17 protein-coding genes are annotated in these 21,041 nt (G+C 64.9%); 7 read left to right on the top strand and 10 right to left on the bottom strand.

Annotated features, from left to right (window positions below; translation table 11 throughout):
- Positions 1 to 130: 130 nt before the first annotated feature.
- Entirely contained in the window at positions 131 to 1,540 is a 1,410-nt protein-coding gene (gene dbpA / locus FSY59_RS14065; RefSeq protein WP_148729165.1) for an ATP-dependent RNA helicase DbpA, read from the top strand.
- Between the two features lie 101 nt (positions 1,541 to 1,641).
- On the opposite strand, the gene FSY59_RS14060 is transcribed toward dbpA, so the two are convergent.
- On the bottom strand, positions 1,642 to 2,406 hold the full coding sequence (locus FSY59_RS14060) for a sulfite exporter TauE/SafE family protein (RefSeq protein WP_148729164.1): 765 nt from the start codon (positions 2,404 to 2,406) through the stop codon (positions 1,642 to 1,644).
- A gap of 190 nt (positions 2,407 to 2,596) precedes the next feature.
- Here FSY59_RS14060 and FSY59_RS14055 point away from each other — a divergent pair, with 190 nt between their 5' ends.
- A complete protein-coding gene (locus FSY59_RS14055; protein WP_043375357.1) occupies positions 2,597 to 3,580 on the top strand; it encodes a tripartite tricarboxylate transporter substrate binding protein in 984 nt (327 codons plus the stop codon).
- 144 nt (positions 3,581 to 3,724) lie between these two features.
- Here FSY59_RS14055 and ybeY read toward each other — a convergent pair whose 3' ends face one another.
- A complete protein-coding gene (gene ybeY, locus FSY59_RS14050; protein ID WP_050874006.1) occupies positions 3,725 to 4,183 on the bottom strand; it encodes an rRNA maturation RNase YbeY in 459 nt (152 codons plus the stop codon).
- A 49-nt stretch (positions 4,184 to 4,232) separates the two neighbouring features.
- Complete coding sequence (locus FSY59_RS14045) at positions 4,233 to 5,243, bottom strand: PhoH family protein (RefSeq protein WP_050874004.1); 1,011 nt, start codon at positions 5,241 to 5,243, stop codon at positions 4,233 to 4,235.
- Between the two features lie 137 nt (positions 5,244 to 5,380).
- Between FSY59_RS14045 and ruvA the strand changes: the two genes are divergently transcribed.
- Together ruvA and FSY59_RS14035 are read left to right on the top strand one after the other, a co-directional pair.
- Positions 5,381 to 5,956, top strand: coding sequence for a Holliday junction branch migration protein RuvA (gene ruvA, locus FSY59_RS14040; protein ID WP_003050853.1), 576 nt, complete (start codon positions 5,381 to 5,383; stop codon positions 5,954 to 5,956).
- Between the two features lie 49 nt (positions 5,957 to 6,005).
- Entirely contained in the window at positions 6,006 to 7,568 is a 1,563-nt protein-coding gene (locus FSY59_RS14035) for a serine protease (RefSeq protein ID WP_003050855.1), read from the top strand.
- 27 nt (positions 7,569 to 7,595) lie between these two features.
- Here FSY59_RS14035 and FSY59_RS14030 read toward each other — a convergent pair whose 3' ends face one another.
- Both FSY59_RS14030 and FSY59_RS27885 read right to left on the bottom strand, forming a co-directional pair.
- Complete coding sequence (locus FSY59_RS14030) at positions 7,596 to 8,132, bottom strand: peroxiredoxin (protein ID WP_003050858.1); 537 nt, start codon at positions 8,130 to 8,132, stop codon at positions 7,596 to 7,598.
- A 119-nt stretch (positions 8,133 to 8,251) separates the two neighbouring features.
- Entirely contained in the window at positions 8,252 to 10,477 is a 2,226-nt protein-coding gene (locus tag FSY59_RS27885; RefSeq protein ID WP_187427917.1) for a ParB/Srx family N-terminal domain-containing protein, read from the bottom strand.
- A 191-nt stretch (positions 10,478 to 10,668) separates the two neighbouring features.
- Between FSY59_RS27885 and ruvB the strand changes: the two genes are divergently transcribed.
- Complete coding sequence (gene ruvB / locus FSY59_RS14020) at positions 10,669 to 11,766, top strand: Holliday junction branch migration DNA helicase RuvB (protein ID WP_003050864.1); 1,098 nt, start codon at positions 10,669 to 10,671, stop codon at positions 11,764 to 11,766.
- 248 nt (positions 11,767 to 12,014) lie between these two features.
- Here the strand turns inward: ruvB and FSY59_RS14015 are convergent, their stop codons facing one another.
- From FSY59_RS14015 to FSY59_RS13995, 5 genes are all read right to left on the bottom strand, one after another.
- Positions 12,015 to 12,734, bottom strand: coding sequence for an MgtC/SapB family protein (locus FSY59_RS14015; protein WP_003050868.1), 720 nt, complete (start codon positions 12,732 to 12,734; stop codon positions 12,015 to 12,017).
- A 105-nt stretch (positions 12,735 to 12,839) separates the two neighbouring features.
- Positions 12,840 to 15,587, bottom strand: a complete 2,748-nt coding sequence (mgtA, locus tag FSY59_RS14010) for a magnesium-translocating P-type ATPase (RefSeq protein ID WP_148729162.1) — start codon at positions 15,585 to 15,587, stop codon at positions 12,840 to 12,842.
- A gap of 12 nt (positions 15,588 to 15,599) precedes the next feature.
- The gene (locus tag FSY59_RS14005; protein WP_003050877.1) at positions 15,600 to 15,923 is read right to left on the bottom strand and encodes a hypothetical protein; all 324 of its coding nucleotides are present in this window, start codon (positions 15,921 to 15,923) and stop codon (positions 15,600 to 15,602) included.
- 235 nt (positions 15,924 to 16,158) lie between these two features.
- Entirely contained in the window at positions 16,159 to 16,356 is a 198-nt protein-coding gene (locus tag FSY59_RS14000) for a hypothetical protein (RefSeq protein WP_003050880.1), read from the bottom strand.
- Positions 16,357 to 16,746: 390 nt separating this feature from the next.
- Positions 16,747 to 18,549, bottom strand: coding sequence for a lysoplasmalogenase family protein (locus tag FSY59_RS13995; protein ID WP_148729161.1), 1,803 nt, complete (start codon positions 18,547 to 18,549; stop codon positions 16,747 to 16,749).
- A gap of 262 nt (positions 18,550 to 18,811) precedes the next feature.
- Here FSY59_RS13995 and FSY59_RS13990 point away from each other — a divergent pair, with 262 nt between their 5' ends.
- Together FSY59_RS13990 and FSY59_RS13985 are read left to right on the top strand one after the other, a co-directional pair.
- Positions 18,812 to 19,804, top strand: a complete 993-nt coding sequence (locus FSY59_RS13990; protein WP_029158362.1) for a tripartite tricarboxylate transporter substrate binding protein — start codon at positions 18,812 to 18,814, stop codon at positions 19,802 to 19,804.
- A gap of 3 nt (positions 19,805 to 19,807) precedes the next feature.
- The gene (locus FSY59_RS13985; RefSeq protein WP_148729160.1) at positions 19,808 to 21,037 is read left to right on the top strand and encodes a M20 aminoacylase family protein; all 1,230 of its coding nucleotides are present in this window, start codon (positions 19,808 to 19,810) and stop codon (positions 21,035 to 21,037) included.
- Positions 21,038 to 21,041: the final 4 nt, after the last annotated feature.

Below are 21,041 nucleotides of genomic sequence, written 5' to 3'. Positions count from 1 at the left end.
GCCATTGAAGACCGCGCTTTCAGACTAGGAGCATGGCCGGTCCGGATTGAAGAGGGGCAACCCGCAAATGGCACCGTGAATAACGATGGCACAAGGCTTTTCCTGCGCAGGCCCGGGATAATCCGCTCCCATGAATACCTCCACCAGCGCCGCCCAGGCCTCTGATTCCACCGCTTTCTCGGCGCTGCCCCTGTCCCCCGAAATGCTGGCCAATCTCCAGCAGCTCGGCTATGCGCAGATGACGCCCATCCAGGCCGCCAGCCTGCCGCTGACCCTGCAGGGCAAGGACCTGATCGCCCAGGCCAGCACCGGCAGCGGCAAGACGGCTGCCTTCGGCCTGCCCATGGTCGATCGCCTGAACCCGCGCTGGTTTGCCGTCCAGGCCCTGGTGCTGTGCCCCACGCGCGAACTGGCCGACCAGGTCGCCACCGAAATCCGCCGCCTGGCGCGCGCGCAGGACAATATCAAGGTCGTCACCGTCTATGGCGGCGTGCCCTCGCGCAACCAGATCGCCTCGCTGGAAAACGGCGCCCACATCGTCGTCGGCACACCCGGGCGCGTGATGGATCTGATGGAGCGCGGCAAGCTCGATATCGGCAACCTCAAGACCCTGGTGCTGGACGAGGCCGATCGCATGCTGGACATGGGCTTTCTCGGCGACATCGAAACCGTGGTGCGCCAATGCCCGGTGGATCGCCAGACCCTGCTGTTCTCGGCCACCTACCCCGAAGGCATTGCCTCGCTGGCCAGCCGCTTCATGCGCGACCCGCAGACCGTCAAGGTCGCGACCCAGCACAGCGCGGGCAAGATAGAGCAGCGCTGGTACGAAGTCGGTGCCCGCGAAAAAGTGGCAACGGTGGCCAGGCTGCTGGCGCACTTCCGTCCCGAATCGAGCATTGCCTTTTGCAATACCAAGCAGCAATGCCGTGACGTGGTGAGCGAGCTGCAGGCCCAGGGCTTCAGCGCTCTGGCCCTGTTCGGCGAGCTGGAGCAGCGCGAGCGCGACGAGGTGCTGGTGCAGTTTGCCAACAAGAGCTGCAGCGTGCTGGTCGCCACCGATGTGGCGGCGCGCGGCCTGGACATCGCCGACCTGTCTGCCGTCATCAATGTGGATGTCACGCCCGACCCCGAGGTCCACATCCACCGTATCGGCCGCACCGGCCGTGGCGATGCCGAAGGGCTAGCGCTGAATCTGGTGTCCATGGACGAGATGGGCTGCGTGGGCAAGATCGAGCAGCTGCAAGGCCGTGCTTCGCAGTTCTTCCCCGTGGACGAGCTCACGCCCGCCGCTGGCGGCGGACTGCTGCCACCCATGATGACCATCCAGATCATCGGCGGGCGCAAGGAAAAGATCCGCGCCGGCGACGTGATGGGTGCCATGTGCGCCGACTTCGGCTACAGCCGCGACCAGATCGGCAAGATCAGCGTCAACGACTTTTCCACCTATGTGGCCGTGGACCGCAGGATCGCCTCGGCGGCCTGCGCCAGGCTCAATGCGGGCAAGGTCAAGGGCAAGACGGTGAAGGCGCGGCTGCTCTAAGCATCAGCCATCAGATTGATCTCCAGCGCTTGTCCACAAGGCGCTGGATGCTCACCAAAAAGCCTTCTCGTGACCGAGAAGGCTTTTTGCTTTGGTGGCGCTCAGCCTCTGGCGAAGAACAGCCCGGCCATCACCAGCCCCGTGGCCACAATGCCCCAGCGCATGACATGAGGTGCAATCCTGCGCGCCGCACGGGCTCCCAGATAGCCGCCCAGGGTGGCGGCCACCATCATGACGAGGGCCAGCTTCCATTCCACAATGCCGCCCACGGCGTAGATCACCACGGCAATTGCCGTCAGCAGGGCCGAGACCAGGTTCTTCATGCCGTTCATGGCGTTGAGCGAGGTCTGGCCCAGCAGGCCGAACAAGGCCAGCAGCAAAATGCCCAGGCCGCCGTTGAAGTAGCCGCCGTAGATGGCCACGATCAGCATGCCTGCAGTGGCCTTGGCCGCAGATGTGGCGGCGTGGTCGGCATTCTTGCCCGAGGCCCAGGCGCGCAGCTGCGGGCCGAAGGCGAACATGGCGGTGGCGGCCAGCAGCAGCCAGGGCACGACCTTGCGGAAGGTGGCGTCGGGCGTGAACAGCAGCAGCGCCGCGCCGGCGGAGCCGCCGATCAGGGACAGAGCCACCACCTGCTTCATGGACAGGCCTGGCGGGGACTGCATATCGTCCTTGAAGCCCCAGGCACCCGCGATATAGCCCGGCAGCAGGGCCACGGTGCCCGTGGCATTGGCAATCACGGGCGGTACGCCCGTGAAGACCAGGGCGGGAAGGGTCAGAAAGCTGCCGCCACCGGCGACGGCGTTGAGCGTACCGGCCGTGAAAGCTGCGGCCAGCAAAAGGGCAAGGTGGCCCAGGTTCTCCATGTTCTTGTCTCCTGATTTTCTCTGTCGGCTTTGCGCCTTGTGATGGGGGCGATCTTAGGCGCAGGCCTGCGTCGCCGCTGTTCTTTTCTTGTGTGGTTAATTATTTTTGGAAATAAAAGAATTTGAAAACAGTATTTTGAGGAATAAGTGATTGTTTTGACAATCAACTCCTTAGTTAAGGAGTTTTGCCGTGAATCTGCCCCGTTTCCTCTCCCGCACCGCATGGGCCATGCTGGCCGCAACCTGGGTGCCGGGCGCAGCCATGGCGCAGCAGCCGGAGTTTCCGGCGCATTCCGTCAAGCTGGTGGTGGCCAACGGCCCCGGCAGCGCTCCGGATCTGCTGGCCCGTCAGGTGGGCAATCTGGTGGGCAGGGACTGGAAGCAGGCCATCGTGGTGGAAAACAAGGGCGCGGCCGGCGGCGTCGCGGCCGTGGATGCTGTGGTCAAGGCCCAGCCCGACGGCTACACCTTGCTGGTGGGCGGCGACAGCGCCATCACCATCATGCCCAATGTGCAGCGCAATCTTCCATATGACGTCAAGAACGATCTGGTGCCGGTGACCAAGCTGGGCCAGTCCGACTTCGTGCTGGTGGCCAATCCCAGGAAGGGCTTCAAGACCTTGCAGGACTTTGTGGCCTACGCCAAATCCCACCCGGGCAAGATCAACTACGCCTCCTCGGGCACGGGCGGTGCCCAGCATCTGGCCATGGAGCAGTTCAAGCAGCGCGCAGGCTTTTTCGCCACGCACATTCCCTATCGCGGCGGCCCTCAGGGCCTGCAGGATGTGTTGGCCGGCCAGGTCGATGTGATGCTGATTGCGATCGCTCCGGCGCTCACCCAGATCCAGAGCGGCAAGCTCACGGCGCTGGCCGTGTCCGGCCTGCAGCGTCATGCGCTGCTGCCCCAGGTGCAGACCCTGGCCGAGAGCTACAAGGGCTTTGAGGCCGGCGCCTGGTTCGGCCTGTTCGCACCCAAGGGCACGCCGGCTGCCGTGGTCCAGGCCATTGCCCAGGATACCGACAAGGCGCTGAAGGATCCCGAGCTGCGCAAGAGCCTGCTGCAGCAGGGCATCACTCCCGTGGGCGAGGGCCAGCAGGTGTTTGCCAGACAGATCAAGACCGAAGATGTGCGCGTGGCCCAGCTGGTGCGCAGCATCGGCCTGAGCGTGGAGTAAGCCCGGCCGGGGTACTCTCATAAAAAGAGCTGCCTGCGCTTGTCATTCTTGAGTTTCAAGGCTAAATTCCTTTGGAACACATGATTGACGTGCGCAGGCAGCTCTGTTTTCAGGAGTCTGCGGCCGTGGGCCGATGCCTGTCCGCTATTTGGCGTAGGGGTCTTCGTAGCCCATTTCCTTCATGATGTCGGTCTCGTAGGCCTCCATCTCTTCGGCGTCCTCCTCGCTGGTCTCGTGGTCCCAGCCCTGGGCATGCAGCGTGCCATGCACCAGCAGATGGGCGTAATGCTCTTCCAGCGTCTTGTTCTGCTCCAGTGCCTCGCGCTCCACCACGGGGGCGCAGAGCACCAGATCGGCCATCACGGTCGGCTCCTGCTGATAGTCGAAGGTCAGCACATTGGTCGCGTAGTCCTTCTGGCGGTACTCGCGGTTGAGCTTGCGGCCTTCCTCGGCATCGACGATGCGTACCGTGATCTCGGCATCCACGGCCAGCGCATGGCGGATCCAGCGCGTGACCCGGCTGCGGCTCAGCAGTTCGCGGTGGGCGGCCGCCTCGGCGCTGGGGCCGAATTGCAGCGATAGTTGCAGTTGATTCAAGGTCATTTTGGCTTTTAGCCCTTATTTGGTAAGTGCTAGTAGCTATGGATTTTGATTAAAGCTCGTCGGCCGTGGGCAGGGAGCGGGCCGTACGCGGGCTGCTGCGGTGCTTGGGCGCCGAAGTGCCTTCGGACACGCGCCCGCGTGCGTCGTACGCGTCCACGATGCGGGCCACCAGCGGGTGGCGCACCACGTCGGCGCTGGTGAAGTGGTTGATGGAGATGCCCTTGACACGCCTGAGCACGCGCTCGGCATCGACCAGGCCGCTGGGCGCGCCCTTGGGCAGGTCGACCTGGCTCACGTCGCCCGTGACCACGGCCTTGGCGCCAAAGCCGATCCGGGTCAGAAACATCTTCATCTGCTCGGGCGTGGTGTTCTGTGCCTCGTCGAGGATCACGAAGGCATTGTTCAGCGTACGACCGCGCATGAAGGCCAGCGGCGCGATCTCCAGCGCATTGCGCTCGAAGGCCTTCTGCACCTTCTCGTAACCCATCAGATCGTAGAGCGCGTCGTACAGAGGGCGCAGATAGGGGTCCACCTTCTGGGTCAGGTCGCCGGGCAGAAAGCCCAGGCGTTCGCCGGCCTCCACGGCGGGCCGGGTCAGCACGATGCGCTGCACGGCGCTGCGCTCCAGAGCGTCCACGGCACAGGCCACGGCCAGATAGGTCTTGCCGGTGCCGGCCGGACCGATGCCGAAGCTGATGTCGTGATGGGCGATGTTTTCCAGATACAGGGCCTGGTTGGGCGTGCGGGCGCGCAGATCGGCACGGCGCGTGGTCAGCTGCGGTGCCGTCAGATCGGCCTCCAGCATCTCGACATCGCCGGCCAGCATCAGCTGCAGCGTCTGTTCGGCGATCACGTAGTCGGCGATTTCATAGAGCGCCTGCAGCAGCTCCAGCGTCTCATTGGCCTTGGCCTTGGGGCCGTCGATCTTGAACTGCTCGTGACGGTGAGCGATCTTGACGCCCAGCGCGACTTCGATGGTGCGCAGATGCGCATCCGCCGGACCACAGAGATGGGTCAGGCGCGTATTGTTGTGGGGAGTGAAGGTATGGCGCAGTATCACGCGGATAATTTCTTTAGGACTTACGCAAATAGGAATGCAACAAGGGCCTGCCTCCTGAGGCAGTCGCCCGGCCTGAACCCGTTTTGCGTAAGTTGTGTTCTTAAAAGAATCGCCGCACGGTGCGGCAAAGGATTTCAATGATAGGCAAATTGACGGGAACGCTGCTGGAAAAAAACCCGCCCGAAGTCCTGGTGGACTGCGCTGGCGTGGGCTACGAGGTGCAGGTGCCCATGAGCACCTTCTACAACCTGCCCGCCAATGGCGCCAAGGTGGCCCTGCTGACCCATTTTGTGGTGCGGGAAGACGCCCAGCTGCTGTTCGGCTTTGCAACGGCCCGCGAGCGCCAGACCTTCCGTGAGCTCATCAAGATCACCGGCATCGGTCCGCGCATGGCATTGGCCGTGCTCAGCGGCATGAGCATCGATGATCTCGCGGACGCGGTATCGCAGCAGCAAGCAGGGCGATTGGTCAAGGTGCCGGGCATCGGCAAGAAGACCGCCGAGCGTCTGCTGCTGGAGCTCAAGGGCAAGATCGGTGCGGATACCGGTGCGCAGTCGCTGTTTGCCAACAACAGCGAGCAAAACGATATCCAGCAGGCGCTGATGGCGCTGGGCTATTCCGACAAGGAAGCCTCGGCCGCCCTCAAGAAACTCCCACCCGAAGTAGGGGTGAGCGAGGGCATTAAGCTCGCGCTCAAGGCTTTGACCAAATAGCTCCGCTGGCCCTGCGCCAGTCCGATCGTGAACTGCAGGAGAGCACGATATGCATGGGTGGAAACAGGGCAGACGCATTGCCTCCCGATGCGCAAGCCTGATGCTGGTGGTGCTGACGGCTTGCGGCGGCGGCGGCGGGGGGGGAGGCAATGTTCCGGACCCTGGTCCCGGCCCCGGCGGCGGGGGCTCAGGCGGCAATGGCGCGATCATCGGTGGCGCGTCAGAGATCAGTTCCCCTTCGGGTCCGCCCACGGCCAATGTGCTGGATTCGCTGGTCGTGCCGGCTGCCCAGGCTGCGGCGGCGACCAGAAGCGTGGCGGTGGCATCCGTGGCGGTGCGGCCCAGGGCCGTCAGCCTGGCATTGCCGCAGTGGAGCGACGCGCCTTCGCCGGTCATGCCCATGCCCGGCCTGCCCATGCAGATCGGGGCGCCGCGCGAGCTGTCCTCGCTGCAGTCCGCAGGCGATATGGCGCGCACGCTGCACTGGTCCGAGACCCCGGAGGGCGCTCAGGTGGCGGCGATCAGCATCACCTCGGCCGGCGCCCATGGCCTGCGGCTGGGCCTGGTGGTCGACGCCATGCCCGATGCTGCCGAGCTCAGGCTGTACCGTAAGGATCGCAGCAAGACCGGGTTCGAGACCACGGGCCAGGCCATCAACGAGGCCATTGCGCGCAACCGCCGCGCCGACGGCGACACCCGGGCGGCCGGCATCTGGTGGACTCCCGACCTGGGAGCCGATGAGGTCACGCTGGAGATCGCACTGCCTGCGGGACTGTCGACATCGCAGCTGCGCATTGCCATTCCCACGCTCACCCATGCCTATGTCAACCTGGCCCTGCCCACGGAGCTGGAACTGCGCGATAGCCTCGTGCCCAGGAATGTGGGCGATGCCGCGGGGTGCGAGCTCGATGCCAGCTGCGCCGATCAGTACGCCACCGAGCGCAATGCCGTGGCGCGCATGACCTATGTGGGCTCCGACAACCGCTACTACTACTGCACGGGCTCCCTGCTGAACAACACGCGGCGCGATTTCACGCCGTATTTCCTGTCGGCCAATCACTGCATCTCGACCCAGGCGTCGGCCACCTCGCTGCGCACGGACTGGTTCTTCCGCTCGGCCAGCTGCAACAGCTTCGAGCCCAGTGCCCAGACCACGGCGCTGCAGCGCGGTGCCACCTTGCTGTATGCCACGGCGGCGCACGATGCCACGCTGATGCGGCTCAATGACGCGGCGCCCGCCGGTGCGACGCTGGCCGGCTGGGATGCGAGAGGCACGGCGGTGACGGGGACGGCCATCTACGGCCTGCATCACCCGCAGGGCGATTTGCTCAAATACAGCGAAGGCCAGGTGCAGAGCTACCGAAACTGCAGCCTGGGCGCCGGCAGCATCACCTGCAACCCAGGCAATGCCCAGAGCGACTTCGTGAATGTCGGCTGGAGCAAGGGCGTGACCGAAGGCGGCAGCAGCGGCTCGGCCATGTTTGCGGGCGGACGCGTGGTGGGCACGCTGTCCGGCGGCAGCAGCTCGTGCACGGTCAGCGGCGGCTCCGACGTCTACAGCCGCTTCGACCGGACCTTCAGCAGCCAGATCGGGAACTGGCTGGCGCAGTGACGGAGGGCCGGGCCAGGTCGGGCCGGGCTATTTCCCCTGGAGCTGCCTGACGGCTGCCTTGGTCTGCTCCACATGGGCCAGCGGGTCGCTGCTGACAAGGGCGAACTTCACCTTGCCGTCCTGGCCCACCACATAGGAGATGCGCTCGGCCCGGGCCGGGTTGGCGGCAGCCCCTGCGTCATAGGCCTTGATGGTGACGGCCTTCGGGTCCGAGGCCACGGCAAACTGGTCGCGGCAGGCCTCGGTGGAAAAGCGCTTGAGGGTGTCGATATCGTCATGCGACATGCCTACCACCGTGGCTTTCATGGCCGCGAACTGGGGCGTGGCTTCGGCAAAGGCATGGGCTTCCAGCGTGCAGCCCTGGGTGAAGGCCTTGGGGAAGAAATACAGCACCACCGGCCCTTTCTTGAGCGCTTCGGCCATGTCGAAGTCAAAGGCCTTGCCGGCCACGGCGGCGGGCGTCCTGAAGCCGGGCGCTGCATCGCCGGCCTTGAGTGCGGCCTGGGCAGCGGGGGCTAGCAGGGCGGCAAGCAGCCAAGGGGCGAGCTGATGGATCTTGAACATGGCAAAGCCTTTAAGAACATGTGTGTGGTCTCTACGATGCCATGGATTGTTCGCCATCCCTCATTCGCCCTGCTCTTGTCCGGCCTACTGCATTCTTGCCGGCCCCCTGGCTTGCGTGCCTACTTTGCGCTGCCCAGCGATGCGCGGTATTCCAGCGCATAGGCCAGCTTGCCGGCCTTTTTGCCATCCGCGGGCTTGGGCGTGGACAGGTCGGCATAGGTTGCCGTGCCAAAGGCCGTCATCTGTCCCATCTGCACTGCGTTGTAGCCCGAAGCTCCGATCCTCTCCGAGGGATTGGCGGCCAGCATCAGGTTGGATGCATCCTTGATGGCCTGCATATAGCCGCCGTCGGAGCCGTTGCCCGCCTGGCTCAGCTTGTACTGGCTGAGTTTGAAGCTACGCGGCGAGGCCTGCAGCCATTCGCTCCAGTAGAACTCCAGAAACTCGGAAGGGTTGACCGGCTTGTTGTAGCCCACTTCGCGGGTGAAGTAGACCAGCGAGCGGAAGGGGTCGTCCTTGAGACCATTGGACAGGCCCAGCTGGCGTGGCAGATCGGCGGGGGTGATGGACGAGCCGTCAGGCAGCTTGAGCCAGACGAACTTGTTGGCACGCATGGTGCGCCAGAAGCTGGCGTTGTTGGCGTCCTTGTAATTGCCCTTGATCATCACCGGCATCTGCACCTGACCACCGGCCAGGCCAGTGGCGACATTGCCGTTGCTGTTGGGGGCTTCCCAAAGGCTGGTGAAGCTGTGATGTCCGTCGGTCAGGAAGAGCTGGCCTTTGGGTCCGACCACGGCTGTCTTGAGCAGGCTCTGGTAGTTGGCGACCTGGGCCTTGCAGGTGAAGCTGCTGCGGTCGTTGAGCTTGGAGCTGGCCGTGATGCCATTCTTGGCCGTGGAGTCCTGGCCGCTGTCTTCGCACAAGTCATCAAAGGCTTTTTGCCATTGCGAGGAGGCCACGTTGCCGGTCGCCGTGTGGGTATAGCGACCCTGCTTGTAGTAGATCTGGTCGTAGCCGATGGCGGGTTGCGTGGGCAGTGCATCTGCCAGCGTGATCATGACCGGGTCGGTGCTGGCGGCGCTCTTGTCCAGGTACTTGGGCAGCTCTGCCTGCTCGGGCAGCCGCCGGCACGCGCCCAGTGCACTGGTGTCGGTATCTGCAGGGCCGCTGCTGCCTGCGTAGTAGAAGCTGTTGGCCGAGACCGGCAGCAGCGTGCGCGCCGCACCGTTGCCGCCGGCCCATTGGCCGCCGAACAGGCCATTGGCCGCGACGCCTGTGCCGGACGCAGCATTGGCGCGGAGCTTCAGATCGATGTCGATGGTGTCGGTCTGCAGCAGGCCGTTGCCGATGGAGACATAGTGGCGCATGCTGCGGCCCGTGCTTGCCTGCTCGGGATGGGTGCACAGCCATTCGCCATCCAGCGCCGTGGCGGCCACGGGGGCCATGGCGGCAGAGTGCAAGGTCCAGTTGCCCGAGGTGAAGCTGCCACCCGCAGCGGCGCTGTAGACATCGACGGATATGGCCGCGCCGTCGCTGCGCTTGCCCACCACGGCGCGGCCGATGCGCTGGCCGCCCAGCTCCAGCACCAGGGCGCCGGGATAGGTGCTCTGGTCGGGATCTACCGTCACTCGACCGGTGATGCCGTTGGTGCAGGTGTCGCTTGCCCCCTGGCCGGGGCAGACGCGCACAACGCCGTCATTGGCAATGCGCAACTGGCCCGCGCTGGCGCTGGGTGAGCCGGGCTTGCCAGAGGCGGAATACACAGCCTCATTGCGCAGATAGTTGTAGGTGCCGGCCAGTGCACTGATCTGTGCCGCCCCCTGGTTGGAGGCGGTGAGAACGCCCTGCAGCGATGCCGTCGATGTGGCCGAGGTATCCAGCAAATTGGGCAAACCGTCAACGTTGCCGGTGACCAGTCCGGTTTCCGCTGAAAAGCGCAGTGTGACGTCGCTCAGGCGACTCACCAGAGCGCCAGGGAGATTGCTGCCTGCCACCGCCTGGAATGTCTGGGCCACGAACTGGCCGTTGGCATCCACGCGGTAGACGCTGGTGATGGCTCCGGCCAGACCAAAGCGCGAATCCACAAAGCGCAGTGTGATCTGCTTGGTGGTGCTGTCCAGGCTCAATGCCACGGTATCGCCAAAACTCAGCGTGCCCAGGTAGCTGCTGCCGCCTGCAAGGGGAGCCAGTGCTGGAGCGGGTGCGGGTGCAGGCACGGGGGCCGGGGCTGGAGATCCATCGCCACCACCGCAGGCCGCGAGGGCTGCCGAGGCCGCAGCAAGAACGGAGACTTGGGCGAGACTGCGAAAGGCAGCGCCAGCTGGCGTGGGAGGGTTGAGGCGCATGGTGGGGCTTCTGCAAGAGGTGGTGGGGATATTGGTGCAAGCGCATCGATGTATCTGCGGTGCAGAACTGCGCTGCGCGTGGCGTTTGCGCTGCATTCTGTGAAACATCTGTGACGAAGCTGTGACATGAAGGCGGCGCCAACAGCCTGTGCGCAACAGTGCGGTGCCGATGCACGGCACAATTGAGGTCTATGACGATTCATGTGGACGAATTTGCGGCAACGCCATCCCCCAAGCCAGTGCGTGATTCATCGCGTGAAGCAGTGCGCGAGCCGGCACCGCGCGTGGTGTCGGCAGGCAGCGCCTTCATGGGAGAGGAAGCGCTGGAGAGGGCTCTGCGCCCCAAGCAGCTCGATGAATATGTGGGCCAGGCCAAAGCGCGCGAGCAGCTCGAGATCTTTATCAGCGCTGCCAAGAAGCGCAGCGAGGCGCTCGATCATGTGCTGCTGTTCGGCCCCCCGGGCCTGGGCAAGACCACCTTGTCCCACATCATTGCGGCCGAGCTGGGCGTGAACCTGCGCCAGACCAGCGGCCCGGTGCTGGAAAAGCCCAAGGACCTGGCGGCGCTGCTCACCAATCTCGAACCCAACGATGTGCTGTTCATCGACGAGATTCACCGCCTGAGCCCGGTGGTCGAGGAAATCCTCTATCCGGCGCTGGAGGACTATCAGATCGACATCATGATCGGCGAAGGCCCGGCCGCACGCTCCATCAAGCTCGATCTCCAGCCCTTCACGCTGGTGGGGGCGACCACGCGTGCCGGCATGCTCACCAATCCGCTGCGCGATCGCTTCGGCATCGTGGCGCGGCTGGAGTTCTACAGTTCCGAGGAACTCTCGCGCATCGTCAAGCGCAGCGCGGGCTTGCTCAATGCGCCGATTGACGAGGAAGGCTGCTTCGAGATTGCACGCCGCTCGCGCGGCACGCCGCGTATCGCCAACCGCCTGCTGCGCCGCGTGCGCGACTATGCCGATGTCAAGGGCGACGGCCGCATCACGCGCGAGATTGCCGACAAGGCGCTGGCCATGCTTGATGTGGACCCCCAGGGTTTTGACATCATGGACCGCAAGCTGCTCGAGGCCGTGGTGCATCGTTTCGATGGCGGCCCGGTCGGCCTCGACAACATCGCGGCGAGTATCGGCGAGGAGTCGGGCACCATCGAGGATGTGATCGAGCCCTATCTGATCCAGCAGGGCTTTTTGCAGCGTACGCCGCGCGGACGCATGGCCACGCAGGCCGCCTACCGCCATCTGGGCCTGCAGGCCCCCGCAGACGATACGGCTGCATAAGCAAGGCAACGACACAAACATCGGCACGCCTCAAGTGAGGCGGCCGGCAAGGGCCGCCTCGCAGCGGGGCTGCCCAGGCGAGGGAGTGAAGGCAGCTGCATGGCAGCTCAGGGCCTGGTTCCCGGCGACGATTCGGAGGTCGAGGCAGCACTGAGTCGTCAAAGCACGGTCAAGGCCAGAGACGCCGAGCAAGAGCCGCCTCGTAGCGGGGGCGACGTGCAACGGGAAGCCGCAAAGCGGCCCAGGGGTCAATTATTCTGTGGTCCGGCGTTCCAGAAGGCTTGCAGCACGCCGGGCAAGGCTTCGATCTGCGTGACCACCTGGTCCAGCTCCTCGGCATGCACGGCCGTGGCGAACAGCTCGGCCTCGATTTCGGTGTTGTGCGGCGGGATCTCGTGCTTTTCGACTGCGCGCACCGGGTAGTTGGCCGCCTCCAGCAGCTCCTGCATGCCCTCGCGTACATCGGCCTGGGCTTGCTGGCCGCAGATCACGTAGACATAGTAGGTGGCCTCGCTGGCATGCTCGGCCACGGGGTGGCGGTTGATGTAGTTGACCACGGGGCGCAGCAAGGTGTTGCTGGCCAGCACGAACAGGGTGGCAATGCCGGCCTCCGGCAGCAGACCCGCGCCCGCGCAGGCGCCCACGGCGGCCGAACCCCACAGCGTGGCGGCGGTGTTCAGTCCCGTGATGTTGGCGCCTTCCTTCATGATGGCGCCGGCGCCCAGAAAGCCCACGCCCGAGACTACATAGGAGATGACGCGCGTGGCGCCGTCCGCGCCCGAGACGCGCATGGCCAGGTCGACGAACACGGCCGCGCCCACGGCGACCAGGGTATTGGTGCGCAGGCCCGCCGTGCGCTGGCGTATCTGGCGCTCAAGGCCGATGATGCTGCCGCAGACAAAGGCCACGACAAGGCACAGCACTGTGTTCAGCGTGGCGAGCAGATTGAAGTTCTGTAGGGATTGCATGAAGTTCCGATTGTTATTGCTTATGGATAGGTATCTGGGTTCATGAAACATGCGGCCCGAGCTGGCGCGCCTGCCCCGCAGGGCAGATGCGAATCGGCCCGGTGCTCACCAGCCGTACTTGCGGATATAGACGCGCTTTAGCAGCGTCGTGAGCACAGCATAGGCCAGCAATATGACGATGAGCCAGGGGAAATAGCCGAGCGGCAGGGCCTGGAGCTTGAAATGCTCGGCCAGCGGTCCCATGGGCAGTAAGATGCCTATGGCCATGATGGCTGCCGTGGCTGCCAGTAAAGGCCAGGAGGCTCGGCTTTGCACAAACGGGATCTTCGGCGTACGGATCATGTGCACGATCAGCGTCTGCGTCAGCAGTCCCACCACGAACCAGCCCGACTGGAACAGGCTTTGGTCTGCAGCCGTGCTGGCATGGAAGACGAACCACATCAGCGCGAAGGTGAGCACGTCGAACAGCGAGCTGATGGGGCCGAAGAAAAGCATGAAGCGACCCAGGTCCTGAGGGTTCCAGCGCAGCGGCCGCGCGACCATTTCTTCGTCCACGTTATCGAAGGGAATGGCGATCTGCGACAGGTCGTAGAGCAGGTTCTGCATCAGCAGCTGCATGGGCAGCATGGGCAGAAAGGGGATGAAGGCCGAGGCGATCAGCACCGAGAACACGTTGCCGAAATTGGAGCTGGCCGTCATGCGGATGTACTTGAGCATATTGCTGAAGGTGCGACGTCCTTCGAGCACGCCCTGCTCCAGCACCATCAGGCTTTTCTCCAGCAGGATGATGTCGGCCGCCTCGCGGGCGATGTCCACGCCGCTGTCGACGCTGATGCCGATATCGGCAGCGCGCAGCGCGGGCGCGTCGTTGATGCCGTCGCCCATGAAGCCCGTGACATGGCCGTTGGCGCGCAGCGCATGCACGATGCGCTCCTTGTGCAGCGGCGTCAGGCGGGCGAACAGCAGGTGCGACTCCACGCAGCGGCGCAGCTGCTCCTCGTCCATGGCTTCGATGTCGTTGCCGACAATCGCCTCGTCCACCTGCAGGCCCACGTCGCGGCAGACCTTGCGTGCCACCAGCTCGTTGTCGCCCGTGAGCACCTTGACCGTCACACCGTGCTGCAGCAGCGCAGCAATGGCGGCCTGGGTGGATTCCTTGGGTGGATCGAGAAAAGCCACATAGCCGATCAGGGTCAGTTCGGACTCGTCGGCGATGCCGTAGGTGCTCTTGTCGGGCGGCACTTCCTTCATGGCCACGGCCACCACGCGCAGGCCCTCGCGGTTCAGACCTTCGGTGACGGCGCGCACCTGTTCGCGGCGTTGCGGCGTCAGGGCCTGCACGGTCTCGCCGTCTGGCCCGCTGTCCCGGATATGCGTGCAGACCTGCAGGATTTCCTCGACCGCGCCCTTGCAGATCAGCTCGTGGTGATGGTTGCGCTCGGCCACCACCACGGACATGCGCCGGCGCTGGAAGTCGAACGGAATTTCGTCGACCTTGCGATAGTCCTCGTTGACATGCAGCCGCGTGTGCAGCTCCACATGCTCGAGCACGGCACGGTCCAGCAGATTCTTGAGCCCGGTCTGGTAGTAGCTGTTGAGGTAGGCGAACTGCAGCACCTCGTCGCTGGGACGGCCCTGTACATCGGTATGGCGCTCCAGCGCGATGCGGTCCTGCGTCAGCGTGCCGGTCTTGTCGGTGCACAGCACATCCATGGCGCCGAAGTTCTGAATCGCGTCCAGGCGCTTGACCATCACCTTCTGGCGCGACAGCACCACGGCACCCTTGGCCAGCGTGGATGTGACGATCATGGGCAGCATCTCGGGCGTCAGGCCAACGGCCACCGACAGCGCGAACAAAAAGGCCTCGCCCCAGTCGCCCTTGGTGTAGCCGTTGATGAACAGCACCACGGGCACCATCACGGCCGCGAAGCGGATCAGCAGCCAGCTGACGCTGTTCACGCCCTGCTCGAAGGCCGTGGCCGTGCGGTCCTGGTGGGTGATGCGCGCTGCCAGCGTGCCGAAATAGGTCTGGCTGCCGGTGGCGACGACCACGGCCATGGCCGTGCCCGAGACCACATTGGTGCCCATGAAGAGCAGGTTGCCGGCTTCCAGCAACTGGCCCGCCTGCAGGGCAGCCAGGGTGCGTGCATCCTTTTCCACGGGCAGCGATTCGCCCGTCATGGCCGCCTGGCTCACGAACAGGTCCTTGGCAGACAGCAGGCGGCAGTCGGCCGGGATCATGTCGCCGGCCGACAGGGCCACGATGTCCCCGGGCACCAGCTCGCGCATGGGCAGCTCGGACAGCGAGGCGTCATGGCCGCCGCCGCTGTCGCGAAAGTCTGCGGCCGGTGCATCGCTGCTGCGGCGCACGGTGACGCGGTTGCTGACCAGGGCCTGCAGGCGCGCGGCGGCGCGCCGCGAGCGCCCTTCCTGGACAAAGCGCAGCAGCGTGGACAGCAGCACCATGCTGGCGATGACGATGGTGGCCTTCTCGTCCTCGGTGAGGTAGGAGACCACGGCCAGCAGCGTCAGCAGCAGATTGAAGGGGTTGCGGTAGCAATGCCACAGGTGCTGCCATGCGGGCAGCGGCTTTTCATGCGCGACCTCGTTGGGCCCATGGCGGAGCTGGCGCTGCTGGGCCTGCCCGGGGCTCAGGCCCCGGCTCGATGTGTCCAGCTGCTGCAGCAGGGCGGCCACGGGGCTGCAGGCGGCGGATTGCAGGGCCTGTACCTGTGCCGGTGGCACGGTGACGGCGGTGGAGGGGCCGCCAGCGGGCATCGGCTGCCGGCCGAAGAGGCCGGCCAGGCGGTGGCTGCGCAAAAAGGCCCGGAACAGGTTTTTAAGGATTTGCATCACGGCCTCCCGTCAGTGCAGCGTCTTGCCGGAGCTGGCGAGCTGCGTCCATGGCAACTGCGCCTGGCTCGAGCGCAACTGCTCGTCGAGGCGGCTGCGCTGCTCGCTGGTCAGCAGCGACAGCGCATCGGCGCGCTGGCGGATGCTCAGATTGGCCATGGCACTGGCCATGAGGGGCGCGCCATGGCGATCGACCAGGTGGCGCAGCACATCGGTGCGGCGCTCGCTCAGTGCCGAGATCACGGCATGGGTCAGGCCATGGTGGCGGGTGGTGTCATCGAGGCGGGGGGTGGGGCGGCTGCGTTGCAGCACGCGCAGCCAGGCGAGGCGTTGCATGGGCATACTCCTTGGGGTGACCCGGGAGCTGCCCGCCGCGGCTACTGCATCAGGCGTCCAGCCCCGGGTCGGGGTTCCGGTCCCTGCGTGCAGCCATCAAGGACACACGCAGGCCAATGGCTTGACAGCGCGCCGCACGGGGCGCGCTGCAAGATCGACTAGGGTCGGGATCCATACGTGTTCCTTGGTTAAGAGTGAGTGAAAGCGGTCCGGAGCCGGTCCGCGACCGGGTTGCTCAGCGCACGCTGCGGCTGCTCAGATAGCTGCGGATGCGGTGCGTGGGCCAGCTTGTCAGGGCATCGAGCTCCAGCGTCCGTTCCAGCGCTTGCGGCAAGGCTGCCGGTGCGGCTGGCGCTGCCTGGGAAGGCGTGGCGCGGGCGCGCAGCAGCAGAGGGCGCAGCTGGTGCAGAGTGCGGGTCAGGCGAATGCTCATGGCGGTCTCCTCATCGGTTGAGGGAGCGGGCCAGGCGGCAGTGCGGCACAAGCGTTCTGGCGCGGCCACGAACCGGCGGGCAGCCGGAGCGGGATGGCGACGCGAGAACTCAGTGATGAGCAGAGCTTGCGAGCTTGAGGCCACTATCCGTGCTGCGCACGGCAGGCCGCCCCGAACGTCGGGAAGCCAAACAGCAAGTTGCGAGGGGCGCGGGGCAAGGGATGCGGGGCGGTCGATGACGACTCCCGATCCGGGGGAGTCTGTCAGTCGGCCAGCTTCGCAGCCATTGCGGCGTGCGATAAATCACTGGTTGAACTGGCACTGTCCACGTGGGGACTCCTGAAATTGCGATCCGCCGATTATCGGCCGAGACCGGTGCAAGGGTCAACCCTAGGTGGCTTTCAGTTGCAATTGCGCCGGGGCCTGGCGGATTGCGGGCTCGGCCCATTGCCGCACGCAACCCCAGATGATGAGGGCCTGCGCTGCGTAATAGCTGCCGAGCACGCTCACTGCGGACCAGGGCAGCGGCTGCACAAAACGGTTGGTGGCGAGGATGGAGTCGCTGAGCATGAAAAAGCTGGCGCCCAGGGCGCTCAGCAGTGCGGCGCGGCTGCGCAGTTGACGATAGCGTCCCCAGGCCTGAGCCGCCATCAGGGCGATCACGCCGACATAGGCGGCCACGGGCAGACGCAGGGCGGCAGGCAGGCCATGGGTCCAGAGAAAGACATACATGGCGGCGCCGATCGCAGCCACCAGCAGCAGTGCGCTGCGATCGGCAAACCAGGCCACATCAAGCTTGAACAGCGCAACATAGCAGACATGGGCCAGCAAGAAGCTGACCAGGCCGGGAATGAACAGACTGGTTGGCAGTTGTCCGTCCAGCATCAGGAAGACATCGCCTGACATGGAAAAAACAATAGCTGCCATCAGCAGATGGACATGCTTCTTGGATATGTTTTGCATCGTTTTCGATGCCTGCATTGCGCAAGAAGCTATGCATATGAGAGCAAAAAACATAGTGGCAGGCTTGAACAGCCAATGCCATGCCTGCAGTCCCAGCGCCGCCGTGGCCGTGGCCAGTGCGCCGCTTTGCAGCATCAGTGCCAGCCACAGGCTGATGCGGCCCTGCATGGCAGCGCCCAAGGCCCATTGCCCGGTGAGCAGCACGCCGAACCAGATCAGGTTGGTGGCCAGCGGCGACTGGTCGGCATGCCAGAGAAAGACCGAGGTGCCCGCAATCAGCGCCGCGAACTGCAGGCCGGCAAACCAGCGCAGCGCCCGGCCCATGGGCGGGGCATAGATGATGCGGTGCTCGTCCAGATCGAAGGCGGGCCTGGGAAAGTGCTGCGCCACATCGGCCGGCCGCCAGCCCGGTGGCTTGAACCAGACGCGGGCCTTGTCCAGCCAGCTGCGTGCATGCCAGCTGTCATGGGCCAGTTGGCGGTAGACGCTGAAGTTGGCCCAGAGCGGGTCCCAGCTCTTGAGCAGGCCGCGCGTGCCGTAGACGCAGGGCTCCTCGTCGTCCTCGGTTTTGTAGGTGCCGAAGAGCCGGTCCCAGACGATGAGAATGCCGCCGTAGTTGCGGTCCAGATAGCGATCGTTGACGGCATGGTGCACGCGGTGATTGCTGGGCGCGCAGAACCAGCGGTCGAACCAGCCCAGTTTCTTGACCTGCTCGGTATGTACCCAGAACTGGTAGAGCAGATCGATCAGCCCTACCACGGCAAATACCAGCGGCGGCACGCCGGCCAGGGCCATGGGCAGATAGAAGATCCAGCCCAGCAGTGCGCCGGAGCTGGTCTGGCGCAGCGCGGTGGAGAGGTTGTAGGCCTGGCTTTGGTGGTGCACGGCATGGGCGGCCCAGAGCACGCCCACTTCGTGGCCCATGCGGTGCAGCCAGTAGTAGCAGAGATCGTAGAACAGCAGGGCCAGCAACCAGCCTGGCAGGCTGAGCCAGAAGGCATCGGCCTCGATCAGCGCCACATGGCTGGCCACGACGGTGTAGATGCCCAGCGTCAGCAGCTTGGTGAAGACGGCGCTGGTCTGGCTCAGGATGCCCAGGTTCAGCGAGCTGACGGCATCGGCCAGCGCATAGGCATTGCGCCCGCGTCTGAGGCTGATGATCCATTCCACGGCAATCAGTGCGAAAAAGACCGGCGTTGCCAGAACGATGACTTGGCTGGGTGAGAGCATGGGTTCCGATTCTGGAGCGACCCGGTGTCAGGCGGCTTGGCATGAACCCTAGCGCCCGGCGCTGCAGGCTTCACCAGGTTTCAAGGGTGAATCAGGATTGCTAAGTATTTCCAGTTATGGCAGTCAACAAGGTGCTCTGGGATAATCGGCGGCTTGCCCGTCCGCCGGAGGGCGCACTCCAATTTACCGGCCAGTACAGCGACGCTGCGACGCCGGGATGGGCCTGGAGCCGTCAGCCTGTCTGCTTTCTTGCTGCATGCCCATGTCCACATCCCGCCGCTCCTTTGTTGCCGCCGCCGCCTTGCTGGCCTCAGGCCTTACCGCGCCCGCCGTTTTCGCCGCCGCCGATGCCTGGCCCGCCACCAAGCCCATCACGCTGATCGTGCCGTTCAGCGCCGGTGGCAATGTGGACACCACGGCGCGCCTGATCGGCCAGAAGCTGGGCGAGCGCCTGCACCAGTCCATCGTGGTGGACAACGTGCCCGGCGCGGGCGGTGTGCTCGGGGTGAGCAAGGCCGTCAAGGCCCCGGCCGACGGCTACACCTTGCTCATGGGCTTTGACGGCCCCATCAGCATTGCCCAGCTGGTGAATTCCGCCGTCAAGTACGACGCCGAAAAGGATCTGACCCCTGTGGGGCTGACCACCATCGCACCCGTGGTCGCCGTGGCCCGTCCCGGCCTGCCGGCGCACAATCTGAACGAGCTGATTGCACTGGCGCGTTCCAAGCCCGGCTCGCTGACCTATGCCACCTCGGGCGTGGGCACCATGCTGCATCTGGCCATGGAAATGCTGCAGGAGCGCGCCAAGATCAAGCTGGTGCATGTGCCCTACCGCGGCGGTGCCCAGATCACCAGCGACGTGATGGGCGGTCAGGTCGATGTGGGCATGCTCACCACCGTGAGCGCCGTGCCCATGATCCAGCAGAAAAAGCTCGAAGGTCTGGGCGTGACATCGGCCAAGCGCATCGATGCCATCCACGCCGTGCCCACCTTTGGCGAGACGGCCGAACTCAAGGGCTTTGACCTCAATACCTGGACGGGGCTGTTCGTGCCCGCCAAGACGCCTCAGGCCGTGGTCACGCGCCTGGCTACCGAGCTCGATGCCGTGCTCAAGATGCCCGATGTGCGCAAGCGCCTGGAAGATGGCGGCGCCACGCCCGGCTCCGGCACCCAGGCCAGCTTTGTCCAGTTCCTGAAGAAGGAAAAAGCCGGCTATGCCCAGATCGTGAAGTCGGCCAACATTCAGGCGGAGTAAGCCATGGCCGCGCCTCTGAACCCGGTGCATGCCGAGATCCATCCGCCCGTGCTGCCCGAAGTGGCTGCCGTCGCGGACGAGATGCTGGCCCTGCGCCATGATCTGCATGCCCATCCCGAGCTGGCCTACGAAGAGCATCGCACCGGTGATATCGTGGCCGCCAGGCTGGCCGAATGGGGCTACGAGGTCCATCGCGGCCTGGGCGACACCGGCGTGGTGGGGACGCTGCGCTGTGGCGAGCATGCCAACGGCAAGCACATCGGCAAACGTCTTGGCCTGCGCGCCGATATGGATGCGCTGCCGATCCGTGAAACCACGGGCCTGTCCTATGCCAGTCGTCACGACGGCAAGATGCATGCCTGCGGCCACGACGGGCACACGGCCACGCTGCTGGCCGCAGCCAGGGTGCTGGCCGGACTCAAGAACCAGCTCCAGGGCACGCTCAATCTGATCTTTCAGCCTGCCGAGGAAGGCCATGGCGGCGCGCAGAAGATGGTGGAGCAGGGCCTGTTCGAGCTGTTTCCCTGCGATGCGCTCTACGCCTTTCACAACGAACCCGGCTACCCGGCCGGGCAGTTCGGCTTTCGCCCGGGCGTGATGTATTCCAGCTCGGACACGGCCATCATCACCATTCGCGGCAAGGGTGGCCATGGTGCCATGCCCCATGTGGCCGTGGACCCCATCGTCGTGGCTTCGCATCTGGTGCTGGCTTTGCAGACCATACGCTCGCGCGAGATCGACCCCAACGACATGGCCGTGGTCACCATCGGTGCCATCCATGCGGGCGATGCGCCCAATGTGATTCCGGAAACCTGCGAGCTGCGCGTGACCATCCGCGCGCGCTGCCCCGAGGTGCGCCAGCAGCTGCGCGAGCGCATCACGGCCATGGCCCATGCCCAGGCCGCCGTGCACCGCGCCACGGCCGAGGTGGACTACAAATGGCGCTATCCGCCCGTCATGAACGACAAGGCAGCGACGGAGTTTGCCGTCGCGGTGGCGCGCGAGTTCCTGGGCGAGGAATGGCTGATTCCCGATCTGCAGCCGCTGCAGGCCAGCGACGACTTCGCCATCATGCTCAACCAGGTCCCCGGCAACTATTTCATCGTCGGCAACGGCATGGGCGAAGGCGGCTGCATGGTGCACAACGCGGCCTATGACTTCAACGACAACCTGCTGCCCGTGACTGCCTCGTATTGGGTGAAGCTGGCCGAGAGCTATCTGCGCCGCGACTGAGTTT

The organism is Comamonas sp. Z3 (assembly GCF_008121565.1).
Classification (GTDB): domain Bacteria; phylum Pseudomonadota; class Gammaproteobacteria; order Burkholderiales; family Burkholderiaceae_C; genus Comamonas; species Comamonas brasiliensis.
This window is presented reverse-complemented; position numbering and strand designations above follow the sequence as displayed.